14 protein-coding genes are annotated in these 18850 nt (G+C 71.4%); 4 read left to right on the forward strand and 10 right to left on the reverse strand.

Going from position 1 to position 18850, the window contains the following annotated elements; all coding sequences use genetic code 11:
• Window positions 1-189: 189 nt before the first annotated feature.
• Entirely contained in the window at window positions 190-2250 is a 2061-nt protein-coding gene (locus CU044_RS37930; RefSeq protein WP_129773613.1) for a glycogen debranching N-terminal domain-containing protein, read from the reverse strand.
• Window positions 2251-2365: 115 nt separating this feature from the next.
• Complete coding sequence (locus CU044_RS37935) at window positions 2366-3658, reverse strand: DUF4192 domain-containing protein (protein ID WP_129773614.1); 1293 nt, start codon at window positions 3656-3658, stop codon at window positions 2366-2368.
• 110 nt (window positions 3659-3768) lie between these two features.
• Between CU044_RS37935 and CU044_RS37940 the strand changes: the two genes are divergently transcribed.
• Window positions 3769-5940, forward strand: coding sequence for a RecQ family ATP-dependent DNA helicase (locus tag CU044_RS37940; protein ID WP_129773615.1), 2172 nt, complete (start codon window positions 3769-3771; stop codon window positions 5938-5940).
• 215 nt (window positions 5941-6155) lie between these two features.
• Complete coding sequence (locus tag CU044_RS37945; protein ID WP_129773616.1) at window positions 6156-6785, forward strand: hypothetical protein; 630 nt, start codon at window positions 6156-6158, stop codon at window positions 6783-6785.
• Window positions 6786-6880: 95 nt separating this feature from the next.
• On the opposite strand, the gene CU044_RS37950 is transcribed toward CU044_RS37945, so the two are convergent.
• From CU044_RS37950 to CU044_RS37975, 6 genes are all read right to left on the reverse strand, one after another.
• On the reverse strand, window positions 6881-7519 hold the full coding sequence (locus CU044_RS37950) for a hypothetical protein (RefSeq protein ID WP_129773617.1): 639 nt from the start codon (window positions 7517-7519) through the stop codon (window positions 6881-6883).
• Between the two features lie 138 nt (window positions 7520-7657).
• A complete protein-coding gene (locus tag CU044_RS37955; RefSeq protein WP_129773618.1) occupies window positions 7658-8368 on the reverse strand; it encodes a ribonuclease HII in 711 nt (236 codons plus the stop codon).
• A gap of 357 nt (window positions 8369-8725) precedes the next feature.
• Window positions 8726-10504, reverse strand: coding sequence for a DUF4173 domain-containing protein (locus CU044_RS37960; RefSeq protein WP_129773619.1), 1779 nt, complete (start codon window positions 10502-10504; stop codon window positions 8726-8728).
• Between the two features lie 253 nt (window positions 10505-10757).
• On the reverse strand, window positions 10758-11618 hold the full coding sequence (locus CU044_RS37965) for an ADP-ribosylglycohydrolase family protein (protein WP_240046080.1): 861 nt from the start codon (window positions 11616-11618) through the stop codon (window positions 10758-10760).
• A gap of 123 nt (window positions 11619-11741) precedes the next feature.
• A complete protein-coding gene (locus CU044_RS37970) occupies window positions 11742-12401 on the reverse strand; it encodes a histidine phosphatase family protein (RefSeq protein ID WP_129773621.1) in 660 nt (219 codons plus the stop codon).
• Window positions 12402-12540: 139 nt separating this feature from the next.
• On the reverse strand, window positions 12541-13146 hold the full coding sequence (locus tag CU044_RS37975; protein ID WP_129773622.1) for a YdbC family protein: 606 nt from the start codon (window positions 13144-13146) through the stop codon (window positions 12541-12543).
• 202 nt (window positions 13147-13348) lie between these two features.
• Between CU044_RS37975 and CU044_RS37980 the strand changes: the two genes are divergently transcribed.
• A complete protein-coding gene (locus tag CU044_RS37980) occupies window positions 13349-13873 on the forward strand; it encodes a TerD family protein (RefSeq protein ID WP_129773623.1) in 525 nt (174 codons plus the stop codon).
• Window positions 13874-13943: 70 nt separating this feature from the next.
• On the opposite strand, the gene CU044_RS37985 is transcribed toward CU044_RS37980, so the two are convergent.
• Complete coding sequence (locus tag CU044_RS37985; RefSeq protein WP_129773624.1) at window positions 13944-16838, reverse strand: vitamin B12-dependent ribonucleotide reductase; 2895 nt, start codon at window positions 16836-16838, stop codon at window positions 13944-13946.
• Between the two features lie 145 nt (window positions 16839-16983).
• The gene (gene nrdR / locus CU044_RS37990) at window positions 16984-17493 is read right to left on the reverse strand and encodes a transcriptional regulator NrdR (RefSeq protein ID WP_129773625.1); all 510 of its coding nucleotides are present in this window, start codon (window positions 17491-17493) and stop codon (window positions 16984-16986) included.
• A 535-nt stretch (window positions 17494-18028) separates the two neighbouring features.
• Here nrdR and lexA point away from each other — a divergent pair.
• Window positions 18029-18814: a transcriptional repressor LexA gene (gene lexA, locus CU044_RS37995; RefSeq protein WP_030350125.1), complete on the forward strand. Its 786-nt coding sequence runs from the start codon at window positions 18029-18031 to the stop codon at window positions 18812-18814.
• Window positions 18815-18850 lie beyond the last annotated feature (36 nt).

Consider the following 18850-nt stretch of genomic DNA (forward strand, 5'->3'; position numbering starts at 1 on the left):
TCATAGTCGTCTGCCTGACGATAAACACTCGTTCCGCCTCTCCCGCCGCCTACTTCTTCGCCGTCTCCTCCGCCGTCTTCGTGATCTCCGCGCCCCGGGCCGGGCCCGCGTGCCCGCCGGGTCCGAGACGGGTCCGTCCGAAGCGGTCCCGTCCGCTCCCGGGCGGACGGGACTTCGGGCGTACCCGTCTCAGACGCCCAGTTGGAGACCGGGGGCCGCCTCCTCGACCATGCCGAGCCCGGCTCCGCTGACCCGTACGGAGAAGGGCTCCTCCGCCACCCGTAGTCCGGTGAGCTGGAGCGCCCCGAGCGGGGCGCTGCGGACCGGACGCAACGCGACGGTGCGCGCGGGCGCGTCCGGGCGGATACCGGCGAGAGCGGTCAGCAGATGGATTCCGGCGGCGGCGGCCACGGCCGCCGGGCGGCACGCGGCGGGGTGCGGTACGGGAGCACCGCCCGCGGTACGCCGCTCCCCCGCGTACATCTCGGGGAGACGGTGACCGAACGTCTCCGCCGCGTCCAGCACACCCCGGAGCAGCGAGAACGCCTCCTCCTCGTATCCGGCCGCGATCAGGCCGTCGATCGCGACGGCCGTCTCATGGACCCGTACCGCCCCCGCGCGGTGGCCGAACGGATTGTGTCCGGGCTCCTTGCTCCCGAGGCCGCGCAGCCCCCATCCCGAGTCGAGGTCCGCTCCCCGGACCATGCCGACCAGCCGCTCGGTCTCCGGCGCGTCGAGCAGCCCCGGGGCCCGCTTCCCTCCGCCGAGCAGGCCCGTGTCCAGCAGATGGGCGGCGCCGGCGCTGGGTTGGGGAAGAAGCCGGCCGTCGGGCCATCGCGCCGCGGCGGGGCGTCCGCCCGTGGACTCGTCGGCCCAGAACGTCCGCCGGAAGCGCAGCCGCAGCGCACCCGCCCATTCCCGCCAGCCGTCGGCCCCCGGCCGGCCGCAGGACTCCAGCAGATCCGCTCCGAGCAGCGCGGCGCGATGCGCGTGGGCCTGGGTCTCGACGCGCCGTGGCCCGGAGGGGCCCGGCTCCCCGAGCAGCCCGTCGGCACCGAGGGCGGTGCGCAGCCAGTGCAGACAGCGCTCCGCCGTGGGGAGCAGCTCGGCGAGATCACTCTCGGGAAGACCCCAGCGGCGGGCCTCGGCGAGGACCACGGGGAAGGCGAGTGTGGCCTCAACTCCTGTACAGCTCGGGGGCAGATGGGGCCCGGCGTCCCGCAGCGGTCCGGGAATGCGCCCGAAGTCGCGTCCGGGGCCGCGGAACTGGATGCGGGCGAGTGTTCGCATCGTGCCGGCGGCCAGCCGGGTGCCGAGCGGAAGGGCCATCCGTACCGCCCAGAGCGCTTCCGCGGCCGGAGGTCCGCAGCGCCAGGGCACGCCCGCGGCGGGATGGACATCCGTGGAGCCGCCCGGCCCGCGCAGCAGGAGCGCCCTGAGATCGTCGAGGCTCGCGGCGAACAGAGGCCGCACCCTGGGGTCGTCGCCCTCGGCGCTCGCCTCCGGCAGGGGATTGCTCGCGGTCCGGCCGGTCGGCCGCACGGGCCGGTCCGTACGGATCCGCAGCTCGATGGTGCGAGAGGCCCCAGGGGCCAGCTCCATGTCCCAGCGGAGCAGTCCGGCCGAGGCCATCGCGTCCCGCGGGGCCGGGTCGGCGGAGACGACGGCGTGTCCGCCGTCGGCCGCGGCCCAGCGCAGACCCGCCGCGTGGACGCTCGCCGGGAGTTCGGGCCCGGCGCGGCCGACCGCGATCGCGGCCAGCCGCGCCAGATCCGTCCCCAAAGTGATCTCCACCGGGAACCGGCGGACTCCGCGGGCCGAGTTGTGCAGCGTGATGCGTTCGGTGCCGTCGGCGTCCCGGAGCCGTTCGACGCTGATCTCCGGATCGGGTCCGGCGTCCGCCGGCGTACGGACCACCGCGCTGAACCGCGCCCGGTCGGCGGCGACCATCCTGCCCTGCAACGGGAGGGGTTCCCGTCCGGCGATCCGCAACAGGCAGCGGGCGAGGAGACGGCGGCCCGACTGGTAGAAGCCCTCCAGCCCCTGACCGGTGAGTTGTCCGTGCTCGGCCGAGACGGCGAGACGCGGCATCGCGACGCAGAAGAGCGTGCGGTGCACGCCGGGCAACTCGCCGCGCGGCAGGGCGCCGCTCCGTACGGCTCCGGGCGGTGCGGCACGCGAGGGCGCGGCACGCGACGGGTCGCCGCTCGACGTTCCAGGGGTGTGTGAGGGAAGGGCGGTGAGGGCCATGGGTGGTTTGCTCTGCCTTCTGTGCGCTCCGGGGAGCCGCGCTGTGTACGGCGGCGCGGCTCGTACAACTTCGCCACAGAGGTGAACGGCTGCCCGGGCGGCCGGGTCACGGCTCTCATCGGCCACTCCTGGTCCCGCGCCGGCCGCTGCGCCCGGCGCGTCGGTCGCGCGCCGCCGGCGCACCGGACGCGGCTCCCTTGGGCGGAAGACCCTTCCGCGGAACGGGCCGGCGCACCGGACGGAGCTTGGGCCGCCCACTCGTCCCGCGCGGGCCCGGCAGCGCCCGTGCGCCGCGCTCCTCGCGCAGACAACGACGCAGCGTCTCGGGGTCCAGTCCTTCGTTGCACGCCTGGTGGAGCAATCGCGCGAAGACGTACTGGGGATCGAGCCGCAGCGCGAGTCCCAGGGCGACCCGCGCGCTCGGCTCGTCGCCGGTCGACCAGGCGACCCAGCCGGCCAGGGTCAGCGGGGCGGTCGCGTGCTCGGCGTACGAACCGACGCAGCGCCGGGACAGCGCGCGCCAGAGCCGAAGGGCGGGCGCGGCCTCGGGCCCTTCCATCCACTCGGCGGCGCGGTCGCGGGTCTGCCTGTCCTGGAGTCCGAGAATGACGGTGGCCGCCTCTTCGTGGGTGATGAGCCGGTCGTCCTCGGTGTCCGCGCCGGCCCCGCCCGCGTCCGGAGCCTCCCTCAGCCGCCCGATCAGGGCGCGCGCCAGCCGCAGTGTCTCCTCGCCGACCCGTTCCCGGCTTCCGCCGCCCAGGATCCTGGGCACGAGTGCCGCGCCCGCGTCGTCCAGCGCCCGTTCCTGTTCCGCCGCGGCGGGGGTGCGCCAGGGCTCCAGGCGGGCTTCCATCTCCCGCAGCGATCCCCGTACCTGGACACCGGCGTACGCGGCGGCCGCCGCCATCACCGACGTACCGGGCAGGGCCAGCCCGGTCCCCTCGGGCGGACAGCAGCGGACATCCGGGCAGCAGTAGGACCAGAATCGCCCGTCGGAGATACAGAGCGCCTCGTGCACGGGAACGTCGAGGCTTCCGCACGCGGTGCGCAGCCGCTGCGCGAGGGGGCGCAGCCGCTCCATCACCTGCCGGCCCGTCTCCCCCGCCGCCGGGTCCTGGCAGAGGAAGACGACGATTCCCTCGGGACGGCCGCCACGCTTCTCGCTGCCGTCGATCAGACACTCGGCGAGCTGATCGGCCACCGGTGGCCATTCCTTCGGCGAGCGTGGGATACCGAGCCTGAGCCGTCCGCCGAAGCGTCCCCGGTCGCCCTGGAGCGCGACCATGACGATGGAATCGGAGGGATGGAATCCGAGCAAATACGGGAGAGCGTCGGCGAGTTCCGCGGGACTGCGCAGGGTGATCTGCTGCTCGTCGGCGGATCCGGTCGGTTCGTGGTGCTTGTTCATGGCTCGACGGTCCCGCGCCGGGCCGGATCCCGCGACCCCTGTGGATAACTTTATCCACAGGCTGGACGGCGCATTCGCGGTTTGTCGGAGCCATCGGGTTGCATGGGGGCATGACCAACGCAGACCGCACGGCTCTCCGGGCCTCGGCCGACTCCGTACTCGCCCGCCTCGTCGGTGACACCACCGGCACCGCCCGGCTGCGCGAGGACCAGTGGCGGGCCATCGAGGCGCTCGTCGCCGACAAGCGCAGGGCGCTGGTCGTGCAGCGCACGGGCTGGGGCAAGTCCGCGGTGTATTTCGTCGCGACGTCCCTGCTGCGCGAGCTCGGCGCGGGCCCGACGGTGATCGTCTCGCCGCTGCTCGCGCTGATGCGCAACCAGGTGGAGGCGGCGGCGCGGGCCGGGATCCGCGCGCGGACGATCAACTCGTCCAACGCGGAGGAATGGGCGACGATCCAGGACGAGATCGCCGCGGGTGAAGTCGATGTCCTGCTGGTCAGCCCGGAGCGGCTGAACAATCCGGACTTCCGCGACCAGGTCCTGCCCCGGCTCTCGGCTGCCACCGGTCTGCTGGTGGTCGACGAGGCGCACTGCATCTCCGACTGGGGCCATGACTTCCGGCCCGACTACCGGCGGTTGCGCACGATGCTCGCCGAGCTGCCGGCGGGCGTTCCGGTCCTCGCCACGACCGCCACGGCGAACGCCCGGGTGACCGCCGACGTCGCCGAGCAGCTCGGCACGGGGGCGGGGACGGACGCGCTGGTGCTGCGCGGGCCGCTGGACCGGGAGAGTCTCAGTCTCCATGTGCTCAAGCTGCCGGACGCGGCGCACCGGCTGGCCTGGCTCGCCGACCACCTGGGCGAGTTGCCCGGCTCCGGGATCATCTACACGCTGACGGTCGCCGCGGCCGAGGAGGTCACGGCGTATCTGCGCCAGTGCGGGCACACGGTCGCGTCGTACACCGGCCGTACCGAGAACGCCGACCGGCAGCAGGCCGAGGACGATCTGCTGGCGAACAGGGTCAAGGCGCTGGTCGCCACGTCCGCGCTGGGCATGGGGTTCGACAAGCCCGACCTCGGATTCGTGGTGCATCTCGGTTCGCCCTCCTCCCCCATCGCCTACTACCAGCAGGTGGGGCGCGCGGGCCGCGGGGTGGAGCATGCCGAGGTGCTGCTGCTGCCCGGCCGGGAGGACGAGGCGATCTGGAAGTACTTCGCCTCGGTCGCCTTTCCGCCCGAGGAGCTGGTCCGGCGCACGCTCGATGTCCTCGGCCGGGCGGACCGGCCGCTGTCGCTGCCCGCCCTGGAGCCGCTGGTCGAGCTGCGGCGTACGCGGCTGGAGACGATGCTCAAGGTCCTCGATGTGGACGGGGCGGTGCACCGCGTGAAGGGCGGCTGGACCTCGACCGGGCGGCCGTGGGTGTACGACACCGAGCGGTACGCCTGGGTGGCGCGCCAGCGCGACGCCGAGCAGCAGGCGATGCGCGACTACGCGTCGTCGACCGCGTGCCGGATGGAGTTCCTGCGGCGGCAGTTGGACGACGAGGAGGCGGCCCCCTGCGGGCGGTGCGACAACTGCGCGGGGGCGCGGTTCGAGGACAAGGTGACCGCCGCGGCCCTCGACGCGGCTCGCGGCGAGCTGGGCAGGCCGGGCGTGGAGGTGGAGCCACGGAAGATGTGGCCGACCGGGCTCACCGCCGTCGGTGTCGACCTCAAGGGACGTATCCCGCAGGGCGAGCAGTACCTCCCGGGACGGGCTCTCGGCCGGCTGTCGGACATCGGCTGGGGCAACCGGCTGCGGCCGATGCTCGCGCCACAGGCCGCTGACGGCCCGGTACCGGACGATGTGGTGACCGCCGTGGTGAGTGTGCTCGCCGACTGGGCGAAGGGGCCCGGCGGTTGGGCCTCCGGCGCGCCCGACGCGCCGCCCAGGCCCGTCGGGGTGGTCACCGTGGCGTCGCACGGCAGGCCCCGGCTCGTGGGCTCGCTCGGCAGCCGGATCGCGGAGGTCGGCAGGATGCCGCTGCTCGGCACGGTCGCGTACGCACCGGGCGCGGCCGACTCCCGGATCCCCCGCACCAACAGCGCACAGCGCGTACGGGCGCTGCACGAGACGCTGACCGTACCGCCCGAACTGGCCGAGGCGTTGGTCTCCGCGGGCGGCCCCGTACTGCTCGTCGACGATCTCTCGGACAGCGGCTGGACGCTCGCGGTGGCGGCGCGGCTGCTGCGCAAGGCCGGGGCAGAGGGGGTGTTTCCGCTGGTCCTCGCCGTTCAGACATGACGCATAACCGCACCAGTGGCGAGTTCAGGCGGGGATATGACTGCCATATCCCCGCATTCCGGACGACAGTGCCAATTGCTCGTTGCCGCACGCCGATACGCCAGCGAGAATTGGAACCGCCCCCGCACGGTCCCTCGCCGTCCGTCAAGGCCGTGCCGCGGCGCGCCCCCGTCCGACCCAGCCCGCACTGTGGGCGCGTATGCGAAGGGAGGAACGTGACCTTCGGATTCGCTCCGTCCGCGGACACTTCGGTCAGCACACCCGCCGACTCCGTCAGCCGCCTCGCCAGAATGCTCGAACCCGCCGAATGGGCGGAGGCGGGTATTCCACTGCTGCGCAACCCCCGTGAGGTGGTCAGCGGTCTGCACAGCCGGCACCGGCCGACCCCGTCGACCGCTGTCGTGGCCGTACTCGACCACGAGGAACGGCTCGCCGCCAGCGCCTCGTTCGCGCCGCGTGCCGCGCCGGTCGACGGATGGGAGTTCCGCAACGCGCTGCTGGCGCATCTGCGCCGCGTCATCCCGCACGACCTGCGCCGCCGTACGCCCGTACGCACCGCCGTCCTGCTCTACTGCCGTGAGGGCGACGCGCGTTGGACGGAGGAGGACGGGGCCTGGATGTGGGGGCTGCGGGACGCCTGCACCCTCCATGGGCTGCGCTGTGGCGCGTACATCACGCTCACCCGCGGCGGCTGGCAGGTGCTGGGCGAAGGCCGCGGTGGCCGACGGCCCAGCTCCGAGACCCCGCCCACCGCTCTGGCCGAGACGGTGGCCGACCCCGACCCGTCTCCGGTGCGCGGCGGCGGTGGAGCCGTGGAGGTACTGCGGCGCACGGCTGCCCGTTGAGCAGCCGGGCGCCCGCCGCACGTCACGCCCGTCACAGCGGCCCGGCCGCCCCCTGAACGGGCAGCCGGGTCACGGCGGGACCGGCGTCGTACGGCTCAGACGCCCGCACCCAGCACGGTGTTGATCCGCTCCGAGTCACCGCACACGACGAGCAGTGCGGCGGCCTTCTCCCTGGCCGGCGGAAGCACCCGGGCGACGGCGCCGTCACCGCCTCCGTTGACGGCGACGACCACGACGGGCCGTGACTGCGCGCGGGCGACGGCGCCGCCGTCCGCGAAGAACACGTCCTCGCGGGCGTCGTGCTGAGCCCAGTAGGAGGCTTCACCGAAGGACAGCTCGTGGGTGGCCCACGGGTGTTGTTCCCCGGTGGTGAGCACCAGGATGTCGCCCGGCGCCCGCCCCGCCTCGAGCAGCAGATCGACCGCTTCCTCGGCGGCATCGAGCGCACCGCCGGCCGGAGCCGGAATCAGCTGGATCTGAGGGACGGAAGGAGTCGTGGCGCCGGAAGCCTGGGGCTGCCCGGCGGAGTTGTGCGAGCGCTGCGCCGGCGGCGCGGGCCTCGCGGGACCGGGGCCCGGACGTCCGGGCCGCGGTGTCGTCGCGGAGCGCGGCCCGGGGACGGGACGCGGACCGGGTACAGGACGAGGGGTCGGCGCCGTACGGCCGGTGGCCGGAGTGGCGCTGGCACCCTGGGCTCTCTCGTGAATCTGAGGCTCCTGAGGGATGAGAGGCATGACTGGATGTCTATCAAACACCGGTGCGAAAAGCATCGGCAGGTGGGGATATTTGTACCCATGTCTGAGGGCGCGAGCCACACAGATTCAAGGTTCACCGGAAGTTCCGGAAGTCGGACCTTCCGGAAAATCGGCAGTTCAGAAGTCGAAGCCGAGCTGGCCCCCGCTTTCCATAGCGGTGGCCTCGGCGGAGACCCGGACCTTCTTGAGGTGCCGCCACCGGGGCAGCGCGTCGAGATAGGCCCACGAGAGCCGGTGGTGCGGTGTGGGCCCCCACTCCTCCAGTGCCGCTCTGTGCACCGGTGAGGGGTAGCCCGCGTTGGCGCCGAACGCGTAGGGGACGTATTCCTCGGCCCCCGCGCCGAGTTCGGCCATCATGGCGTCCCTGCGCACCTTGGCGAGGACCGAAGCGGCCGCCACCGAGACACAGGACTGGTCGCCCTTGATGACCGTACGCACCTGCCAGGGTCCTCCGAGGTAGTCGTGCTTGCCGTCGAGGATCACCGCGTCGGGCCGCACCGGCAGCGCCTCCAGGGCGCGTACGGCGGCGAGCCTGAGCGCCTCGGTCATCCCCAGGGCGTCGATCTCCTCAGGGGAGGCGTGTCCCAGCGCGTGCGAGGTGACCCAGCCCTCCAGCTCATCGGCCAGCTCCGTACGGCGCTTGGGGCTGATGAGTTTGGAGTCCGTGAGGCCGGCCGGAGGTCTGCGCAACCCCGTGACGGCCGCGCATACGGTGACCGGACCGGCCCACGCTCCGCGCCCGACCTCATCGACGCCTGCGATGATCCTGGCCTCGGTGGTGGCGCGCAGCGAGCGCTCGACAGTGTGCGTGGGTGCTTCGTACGGCATGGCACCAGCCAGGTTACGCCGCCCGAACGCCACGCGACAGACCGGGTACCGGCCGTGGTGTTCGCCGGTGACATCGGGACGCGCGTCGCGACGCCGGACCCCATGGGTTCGCCGCGCGGGATGCCCCGTTCACCGCGCGGGACCTCGGTGCACCGCCCTCGTGACGAACCGGGCGTACGGCTCGACGGCACCGGCGAGAATCAGCCCGCGGAATCGCGCGGCGGTTGACGCCTCACGCACGTGGGCTGTTGACGTCCCACACACGTGGGCGGTTGACGCCTCGCACACGTGAGAGACCGTCGTACCGCCCGCGGTGGGTACGGGACGTCCGGAGGCGCGTCCCGTACCCACCGACGCTCATGGCCTGTCGAGTTCGCGCCCCAGCCCGTAGCAGGTGGAGGACGGGTCGAGCTCCCGCTTCGCCACGATCTCGCGGGCCCTGCTCTCCGACCAGCTCGTCGCGTACCACGGATCGGACGCGTTCCGGAGATTCCGGTCGATGCCGGCCAGGGCGCACGAACGCAGCGGCTCGGAGAGCCGGTCGAGCGCCGGTGCGGCATCGGCCGAGAGCTCCTGGAGGTAATCGATGTCGATCTTGTGCGAACGCTCGTACCGCTGCACGTTCCGCTCCGCGACCAGCGCGTCCGGCGAAATCAGGCCAAAGGCCAGGACGGCCGCCCCGGCGCTCGCGGCGACGGCACGCGGCAGCCACCGGCCGCCGAGAGCCCCGGCCACCAGGATCAGGACGATCACCACACCGAGCCACAGCTCCACCGCCGCCACCGAGACCCGCAGGCGGGTCAGCCCGTAGGCGTCGACGTACAGATCCATCCGGCGCAGCGCCGCTGCCACCACGACCAGGGTCAGCGTGCAGAGGACCCCGAGCACGGCCCGGACCAGGGCGGCGTCTCCGGCTCCGTCGCGCGGGGCCCATCGCCGGGCGAGCCCGATCACGAGCAGGACGAGCAGGGTGGCCCAGAGCAGCTGCCAGAAACCCTGGCGCGCGTACTCCGCGTACGACAGGCCGGTCTCCCGGAGGACCTTGTCGTACCCGCCGAAGAGCACGGCGAGCTGGATGGCGATGAAGGCCGCGAAGAGCAGATTGAGGACGATGAGCGGAAGCGCCCACTCCATCCGGCCACGGGCCCGTCCGGGACGTACGGTGATCCGGTCCCAGCGCAGCGGTGCGGCGGCGGTGTGGGCGGCGGCGAGCGCACCGACGGATCCGACCACGAACCCCACGAACCGCCACGGCCCCTCGTCGAGCGAGACGTCGGGGGTCAACTGGCCCAGCAGATCGGCGAACGCCGCGTCGGCGTTGGCGAAGAGAGTGCCGAAGACGATCAGCAGCACGACCGCGACCGCGACGGCGCGGACGGCCGACATCACGCGACCGCGCGATCCTCCGGCGCGTGCCCGCAGGCCGGCCCACCCCCAGAACATGCCGGGGCCGAGGGAGCCGATCAGGCCAAGCGGGCCGAACACGACACCGGGCCAGGTACGGCAGCCGTGCAGGGCGAGCGAGCCGAGCGCCAGCGCGGAGACGACCGCGAGAAAGGTCGGCAGCCCGGCGTCCCGCAGTGCGGGTACGGCGAGCAGAGCGATGCCGCCGAGAGCCCAGACCAGCGTCCAGGGGCGCGGGCGGCGGCCGGCGGCCCGGGCCGCGAAGAAGGCGGCGAGCGCCGCGGGCACCGCCACGATCAGCAAATTCAGTCCGAGTCCGTCACCCAGCACCAGGGCGCTGAGCAGGGCGGTCACCAGGACCGACCAGAGGGTGGCGGCACGGACCGGGGCAGGGGTGGCCGGCTGTATCTCGGTGAGCCAGCGGGACTGCTCGCCGGGTCGCGGCTGCCACCGTTGCCAGTCGGGCGGCGGCGGCCCGCCCTGACGCTGCTTGGTGAGCACGGGCTCGGCGGAGGACGGACGGGCCGCGTCCCCGGGACTCCGCGCGCCGCCCGGCGCCGGCGCGCCGCCCCGCCCCTGCGCACGGCTCCGCCCCTGGCTGTCGGCCGGCCCCTGGTCGTCGGCCGCCCCCTGGCTGTCGGCCGTCCCCTGGTTGTCGGCCGTCCCCTGGTTGTCGGCAGGCTCCCGCCCCCGTTCCCCGTCGGATTCCTGTCCTCTGACCGGATCTGTCACGGGACCCCCTCCCGGCCGGGTCCCTTCGCGGCAGCGGAGTGGCGCGTACGGCCCGGCGTCTTGTCGGCGCACGCCCCTCGAAGATCACCGGGGCGGCGTGGCCGACAGAGTAACCGCGCTCTCCCGCCCCTTCCCCGGTTCCGGGAGCAGGTGTGGCAGGACCGTGACAACCACGGGCGAACACCTATGAGTGCACGCCTGTGAGCGCACAACTACGAGCGGACACCTACAGGCGGACAACTACGGGTGCCGCCTACGGTGCTCGCAGCCAGCCCGGCAGCGCTTCCGTCCGCTCCAGCCAACGCGCCGGCGGCGCCCCGGTCCTCGCCGCGGAGATCACGCCCCCCGCGATCGCGCATGTCGTATCCACATCACCGCCCACCTGGGCCGTGGTCCAGAACCCCCGCTCGAAATCGCCGAGGGCCCGCGCCGCCGACCAGAGCGCGAACGGCACGGTGTCATGCGCGCTGGTACGCCGCCCGCAGCCGAGAACCGCGGCCACCGTGCCCGCGTCGGCGTAGTCCAGCATGTCCCGCGCCCGGCGCAGCCCCGCCCCGACCGCGCTGCGCGGCACGAGCGCCACCACTCCGTCGAGCAGCGCCTCCGGCGCCGGAGGCCCCGCCGGATCCGCGGCGAGAGCCGCTGCCGCCGCCACCGCCATGGCGCCCACCACGGCCTCGCGGTGCTGGTGCGTGGTGTACGCGGAGATCTCGGCCTGATGCGTGGCCTGCTCCGGATCGTCCGCGTACCAGGCGCCGAGCGGCGCGATCCGCATGGCGGCCCCATTGCCCCACGAGCCCTGCCCGTTGAACAGCTCGGCGGCCAGCTCGCGCCAGTCGCCGCCCTCCCTGATCAACCGGAGCATACGGTTCACGGCGGGCCCGTAACCGCGGTCGAAGTCATGATGCGCGGCGAAGGACAGGGCCAGCGCGTCCTGGTCGATACGGTGATGCGCGGCCAGGACGGCCAGGACCGACGCGGCCATCTCGGTGTCGTCGGTCCACTGCCAGGACCCGGGCGGCAGCTCGCGCCGTTTCAGCAGCGGATAGTTCGAGGGGACGAAGAACTGGGAACCGAGAGCGTCGCCCACCGCCAGCCCGCGCAGGCTCGCCACGGCGCGGTCGTAGCGGCGGTCGTAGCACGGATCGGTTCGCCGACCGGCCGAGGATTCGGCGGGCGTGGAACCAGCGGGTGTGGAATCAGCGGGTGTGGAATCAGCGGTCATCGCACGGTCATTCTATCCAGTACGCCCGTAGGGCTCGGGGGTGCGCCAGCGCTCGAACGGCTGGTCAAGGGTGTATCGCCCGTCCTCGCCGAGCAGCAGGGTGCGGGTCTCCCCGTTGCCCGGATTGGACAGGGACTCGAACTCCGCCACCGACCAGTGGAACCACCGCATACAGAACAGCCGCATGGTCAGTCCGTGGGTCACCAGCAGCACGTTCTCCGGCGAGTCCGGTGTCTCGAAGCTCCGGTGGAGGGATTCCAGGAACGCGCCGACGCGATCGTAGACATCGGCGCCCGACTCGCCCTGCGCGAAGCGGTAGAAGAAGTGCCCGTACGCGTCCCGGTAGCCCTTCTGCAGCCGGACGTCCTCCCGGTCCTGCCAGTTCCCCCAGTCCTGCTCGCGCAGCCGGGGTTCCTCCCGTATCCGCACCAGGCCGGGGTCGAGGCCGAACGCCTCGAACGTCTCGTGCGTGCGGCGGTAGGGGGAGACGAAGACGCTGACCGGCTCCCGGCCGAACAGCTCACGCAGGCGTACGCCGGTCTCCAGGGCCTGCCGCCTGCCCTTCTCGGTGAGCCTCAGGGCATGGTCGGGCTCGCGTTCGTACACCGTGTCGTCGTCGTTGCCTACCGACTCGCCGTGCCGGACGAGGACGATGCGCCGTGGTCGTGCCATGCCACGACCCTAGAACGGTCCGCACCGGGCCGTGCCACCGCCCGGTGCGGACGGAGACCATCCGGCGTAGCACCTCCCGGGCCGCCTGCCGGCACCGGGCAGCCGGCGGCGGGCTCCCGGACAGGGCCCGGCGGCCTGATCACACCGTCCAGGTCGATTCGAGGTCGACGACGTCCCCGGCCAGCGCGGCCACATCCGCGGCCGTCTGCGCGCGCAGCGTCAGCCGCTCCACCCGTTCGACCCGGTACTTTCCGTGCTCGGCCGCCGACTGCCACATGGACAGCACTATGAACTCATGGCCGGGCGCCTCTCCGAACAGCCCCCGCACCATGCCGGGCGACCCCGCCATCGCGGGGTTCCAGACCTTCTCCTGCATCAGCGCGAAATGCTCGACCCGGTCCTCGTGCACCTTGCAGTGCGCTACCCGCACCACATCGGCGTCGGTGAAGCGCGGTTCGAAACCGGTCTTCACATCGAAGCGGTAGTCGAAGAGCTTGACCTGTATGTCGCGATGCGTCCCGGACTGTGCGGCGGCGAGCCGGTCGTGTGAGCGCGCCATGAACGAGTCGTAGAACGCGCGGCTCTCCCAGAACGAGAAGACGTGCGCGACGCCCGGCCGCGCTCTGCTCCATCCTCCGCTCTGCCCCCGGAACCCCGGCTCACCGAGCAACCCCGCCCATTTCCGCTGCCCGCGCTCGAAACCTCGACGGTCGGTCACGGTGCAGCGAATCCACTTGACCAGCACCGCGCCATCGTACGGCGCGGAACGTGGCCTCGGTCACGCTCCTCAAGGACGGGACGGAGCCACCGTTCGGACAGCCGACGCGGCGAGTATCGGCCAACGTGGCGTCAACTGGACAGATCGCGAGGCGGGTTGTCAGCGCCCCGGACTAGCCTTGTCCCCAAGGCTCGGAGATCCGGCCAGGTTCGGAAGAGGGGGAAGACTGGTGAGCAACCTCAACAGAGGGGTGGAGAAGATCGAGGTCACGCTCAAATGGGACCCCAGTCCCCTGGGCGCGCCCCCGCACGATCTCGACCTGGTCGCCGCGACGTACACCTCCGACGACCCGAGTGGCGCCCCCGCCTATCTGGTCCATTTCGACAGCCGTTCACCGGACGGCACGATCACACTGGACCGGCAGAGCCGGACGGGGCAGGGCTTCGGCTCCGACGAGGAGATGACGCTGGAGCTGGTGCGGCTGGCATCCTCCTACACCCGCGTGCTGGTGGGCGTGGCCATCCAGCAGCGCGACGGGCGGCGGACGTTCGGCGACATAGTCAATGCCTCGGTCCGTGTCCTGGAGGGGTACACGGAGTTGGCCGCCCACGGCTTCGACGGGGTGACCGGCTCCACGGCGGCCACGTTCGCGGAGTTCACCCGGGACGACTCGGGCGCCTGGCACTTCCGCACGACGGTGCGCGGATTCGACACCGACCTCCAGTCCTTCGACGCCCTGATGGGCGGCGCCTGACCCGCGACGGCCCCGAGGGGCGGCGACCACTCGGGCCACCGCCCCTCGGGGGGACTCATCTCGTTGCGGCTCAGCTGCAACCGCTGGTGGAGCCGCATCCCTCGCAGATGTAGCAGGACCCGGCCCGCTGCATCTTCGTGCCGCAGGAGAAGCAGAGCGGCGCGTCGGCGCTGATACCGAGCTGCATCTCGACCAGTTCGGCCGAGGTGTGCGCCTCCTTGGGCGCCGGGGCCACGGCCGCCGCCGGCCCGGCGGGCGTCGGGGTGACCGCCTTCAGCGTCTCCTGCCGGCGCGGGGCCGACTGGGCCAGATTCTCGATGTCCATGTCGTCGTCCATGGACGGCTCGTACGAACCGGTGTCCAGGTGGCGCTGGCGCTCCTCGGCGGAGTGGATGCCGAGGGCCGAGCGGGTCTCGAACGGGAGGAAGTCCAGCGCGAGACGGCGGAAGATGTAGTCGACGATCGACTGCGCCATCCGTACGTCCGGGTCGTCCGTCATTCCGGCCGGCTCGAAGCGCATGTTGGTGAACTTCGATACGTAGGTCTCCAGCGGGACGCCGTACTGCAGACCGACCGAGACCGCGATCGAGAAGGCGTCCATCATGCCCGCGAGGGTCGAGCCCTGCTTGGACATCTTGAGGAAGACCTCGCCGAGACCGTCGTCGGGGTAGGAGTTGGCGGTCATGTAGCCCTCGGCGCCGCCCACCGTGAAGGAGGTGGTCAGACCGGGACGGCCCTTCGGGAGACGCTTGCGGACGGGGCGGTACTCGATGACCTTCTCCACCGCCTGGCGGATCGTGTCCTCGGCCTTCTCCGCAACCTTCTCGTCCTTCTTCTTCGCGGAGAGCGGCTGACCGACCTTGCAGTTGTCGCGGTAGATGGCGAGCGCCTTGACGCCCATCTTCCACGCCTCGAAGTAGACCTCTTCGACGTCCTCGACGGTGGCGGTCTCCGGCAGGTTCACCGTCTTGGACAGCGCACCGCTGATCCACGGCTGGATCGCCGCCATCATGCGGACGTGGCCCATGGCGGAGATGGAGCGCTCACCCATCGCGCAGTCGAAGACCTCGTAGTGCTCGGTCTTCAGACTCGGCGCGTTGATCACATTGCCGTGCTCGGCGATGTGGGCGACGATCGCCTCGATCTGCTCCTCCTGGTAGCCCAGCCGGCGCAGGGCCTGCGGGACGGTGCCGTTGACGATCTGCATCGAGCCGCCGCCGACCAACTTCTTGAACTTGACCAGCGCGAGGTCGGGCTCCAGTCCCGTGGTGTCGCAGGACATCGCGAGACCGATGGTGCCGGTGGGCGCGATGACCGAGGCCTGCGCGTTGCGGAAGCCGTTCTTCTCGCCCAGCCGGAGCACGTCCTGCCAGGCCTCCGTGGCCGCGGCCCAGACCGGGGTGTCCAGGTCGTCGACCCGGGGCGCGGTGGCGTTGGCGTCGGAGTGCTGCTTCATGACGCGCTTGTGCGGCTCGGCGTTGCGGGCGTACCCGTCGTACGGGCCGACGACCGCGGCGAGTTCGGCGGAACGGCGGTACGAGGTGCCGGTCATCAGCGAGGTGATGGCGCCGGCCAGCGAGCGTCCGCCGTCGGAGTCGTACGCGTGGCCCGTGGCCATCAGCAGGGCACCGAGGTTGGCGTAGCCGATGCCGAGCTGACGGAAGGCGCGGGTGTTCTCACCGATCTTCTGCGTCGGGAAGTCCGCGAAGCAGATGGAGATGTCCATCGCGGTGATGACCAGCTCGACGACCTTGGCGAAGCGCTCGGACTCGAAGGACTGGTTGCCCTTGCCGTCGTCCTTGAGGAACTTCATCAGGTTCAGCGAGGCCAGGTTGCACGAGGTGTTGTCCAGGTGCATGTACTCGCTGCACGGGTTCGAGCCGTTGATCCGGCCGGACTCGGGGCAGGTGTGCCAGCGGTTGATGGTGTCGTCGTACTGGATGCCCGGGTCGGCACAGGCCCACGCCGCCTCGGCCATCTTGCGGAACAGGGACTTCGCCTCGACCTCTTCGATGACCTCACCGGTCATCCGGGCGCGCAGCCCGAACTTGCCGCCGGCCTCGACGGCCTTCATGAACTCGTCGTTCACCCGGACCGAGTTGTTGGCGTTCTGGTACTGGACGGACGTGATGTCGTCGCCGCCCAGGTCCATGTCGAAGCCCGCGTCACGCAGGGCGCGGATCTTCTCCTCTTCCTTGACCTTGGTCTCGATGAAGTCCTCGATGTCGGGGTGGTCGACATCGAGGATGACCATCTTGGCCGCGCGGCGGGTGGCGCCACCGGACTTGATGGTTCCGGCGGAGGCGTCGGCACCGCGCATGAAGGAGACCGGGCCCGAGGCATTGCCTCCGGAGGAGAGGAGCTCCTTGGAGGAACGGATCCGGGAGAGGTTCAGACCGGCGCCCGAGCCTCCCTTGAAGATCATCCCCTCTTCCTTGTACCAGTCGAGGATCGAGTCCATGGAGTCGTCGACGGACAGGATGAAGCAGGCGGAGACCTGCTGCGGCTGAGGCGTGCCGACGTTGAACCACACCGGCGAGTTGAAGCTGAAGACCTGGTGCAGGAGGGCGTACGCCAGCTCGTGCTCGAAGATCTCGGCGTCCGCGGGCGAGGCGAAGTACTGGTGGTCCTCGCCGGCCTTGCGGTACGTCTTCACGATCCGGTCGATGAGCTGCTTGAGGCCGGTCTCGCGCTGCGGGGTGCCGAGGGCCCCGCGGAAGTACTTGCTGGTGACGATGTTGACCGCGTTCAGAGACCAGAAGTCGGGGAACTCGACGCCACGCTGCTCGAAATTGACCGAGCCATCGCGCCAATTGGTCATGACGACGTCACGGCGCTCCCAGGCCACCTCGTCGTACGGGTGCACGCCGGGGCTCGTATGAATGCGCTCGATACGCAGCCCCTTGCCGGCCTTGGCCCCCTTGGCTCGGGAACCTCGTGCCGAGCCGCTCGCCGTCTCTGTCATGCCGCCTCCCATATACGTACAAAAACGCGCCGAAGTGCCATGTTCTTCCCGTGGCACGGCGTGTGTGTCTGATGCCTCGGGTGCGCACAGGGGCACCCGTGACAGGTCTTCGTCACCGCGGAGCGGCCAGGATCGGGCCGGCCGGTCAGTCCGCGGCGATGGCGGGTACGGGGACCGCAGCGGCCCCGTCGACGCCTGTTTCCTCTGAGGGGGGCCGCTCGCGCAGTTCCGCGATGGCGGCCTCGAAGTCTTCGAGCGAGTTGAACGCCCGGTACACGGATGCGAAGCGCAGGTAGGCGACGAGGTCGAGTTCCCGCAGTGGGCCGAGTATGGCCAGTCCCACGTCGTGGGTGGTCAGCTCGGCGCTCCCGGTGGCGCGCACCGCTTCCTCGACCCGCTGGCCGAGCTGTGCGAGGGCGTCCTCGGTGACCGGCCGTCCCTGGCATGCCTTGCGCACGCCGGAGATGACCTTGGTACGGCTGAAGGGTTCGGTCACGCCGCTGCGCTTGATCACCATCAGTGACGCGGTCTCCACCGTGGTGAAACGGCGGGAGCAGTCGGGGCACTGACGGCGGCGGCGGATCGACGTCCCGTCGTCGGTGGTGCGACTGTCGACGACACGGCTGTCGGGGTGCCTGCAGAAGGGACAGTGCATGGTTCCCTACCCTCCTTCACAGCGCGACTGAATAGCCCCGTCAGGGCCCGTAAACGAGCCCCTCGAAGCACCCCCAGCATAGGCGATGGCTTCACCCCCGAAAGCGGGGGGACCACAACTTCTGGGTGGCTGAGACAATCCAACCACTAGATCTGGGGTTTGACTGCATCCTATGCCCCGGCGCGTGTCGCGTGTCGAGGCGGGTGCCGGCACGGGCACCGGGAGGGGCGCGGGGCCCGGTCCGGGGGCGGATTCCCGGGGCCGGGCGGACCGGCCACGAGAGTACGGGAAGGGCGCGGCGCACGGCCTTCCGGGCCGCCCGGTGGAACACTGGCCGCCGCGGAGGGCGGCGGCCGGGAGCAGGACGGTACGGTGGCGACCGGCCCCGTACCGCGACCATCGAGCCTGCCTATACACCCAGTCAGATGCTCAAGACGGACTCTCCGCAATTTTTCACTCGAACGTGTGTTTGGCGCAACCTTTCGAAAGCTACTACCGTTGTCCAGCTAGGGAGAACATTTCGAGAGGGGCCGACGTGACCACCACCGCAGACAGCGCCACCATCACTGCCCAGGACCGCTCCCAGAGCCGACTCGAGCCGGTGCATGCCATGAATGACGTACTCACGAACCCGGAGGGCGCCAAGCCCACACGTTCGTTGCCCGGCCGACCTCCAGGAATCAGGGCGGACAGCTCCGGTCTCACGGACCGGCAGCGACGGGTCATCGAGGTCATCCGTGACTCCGTGCAGCGGCGCGGATACCCGCCTTCCATGCGGGAGATCGGCCAGGCCGTGGGCCTCTCCAGCACCTCTTCGGTCGCCCATCAGCTGATGGCTCTGGAGCGCAAGGGTTTCCTGCGGCGTGACCCGCACCGGCCGCGGGCGTACGAGGTGCGCGGCTCCGACCAGCCGAGCACCCAGCAGACGGACACGACCGGCAAGCCCGCCGCCTCGTATGTCCCGCTGGTCGGCCGGATCGCCGCCGGCGGACCGATCCTCGCGGAGGAGTCCGTCGAGGATGTCTTCCCGCTCCCCCGCCAGCTGGTGGGCGACGGAGAGCTGTTCGTGCTGAAGGTCGTCGGTGACTCGATGATCGAGGCCGCGATCTGCGACGGCGACTGGGTGACGGTCCGCCGACAGCCGGTCGCGGAGAACGGCGACATCGTCGCCGCGATGCTGGACGGCGAGGCGACGGTCAAGCGCTTCCGGCGCGAGGACGGTCATGTCTGGCTGCTCCCGCACAACGCGGCATACCAACCGATCCCCGGTGACGAGGCGACGATCCTCGGCAAGGTGGTGGCGGTCCTGCGCCGGGTGTGAGCACTCCACCGGCTCCGACCGGGCCCCGGAACCCAC

This window comes from Streptomyces sp. L-9-10, from assembly GCF_004151105.1.
GTDB lineage: Bacteria > Actinomycetota > Actinomycetes > Streptomycetales > Streptomycetaceae > Streptomyces.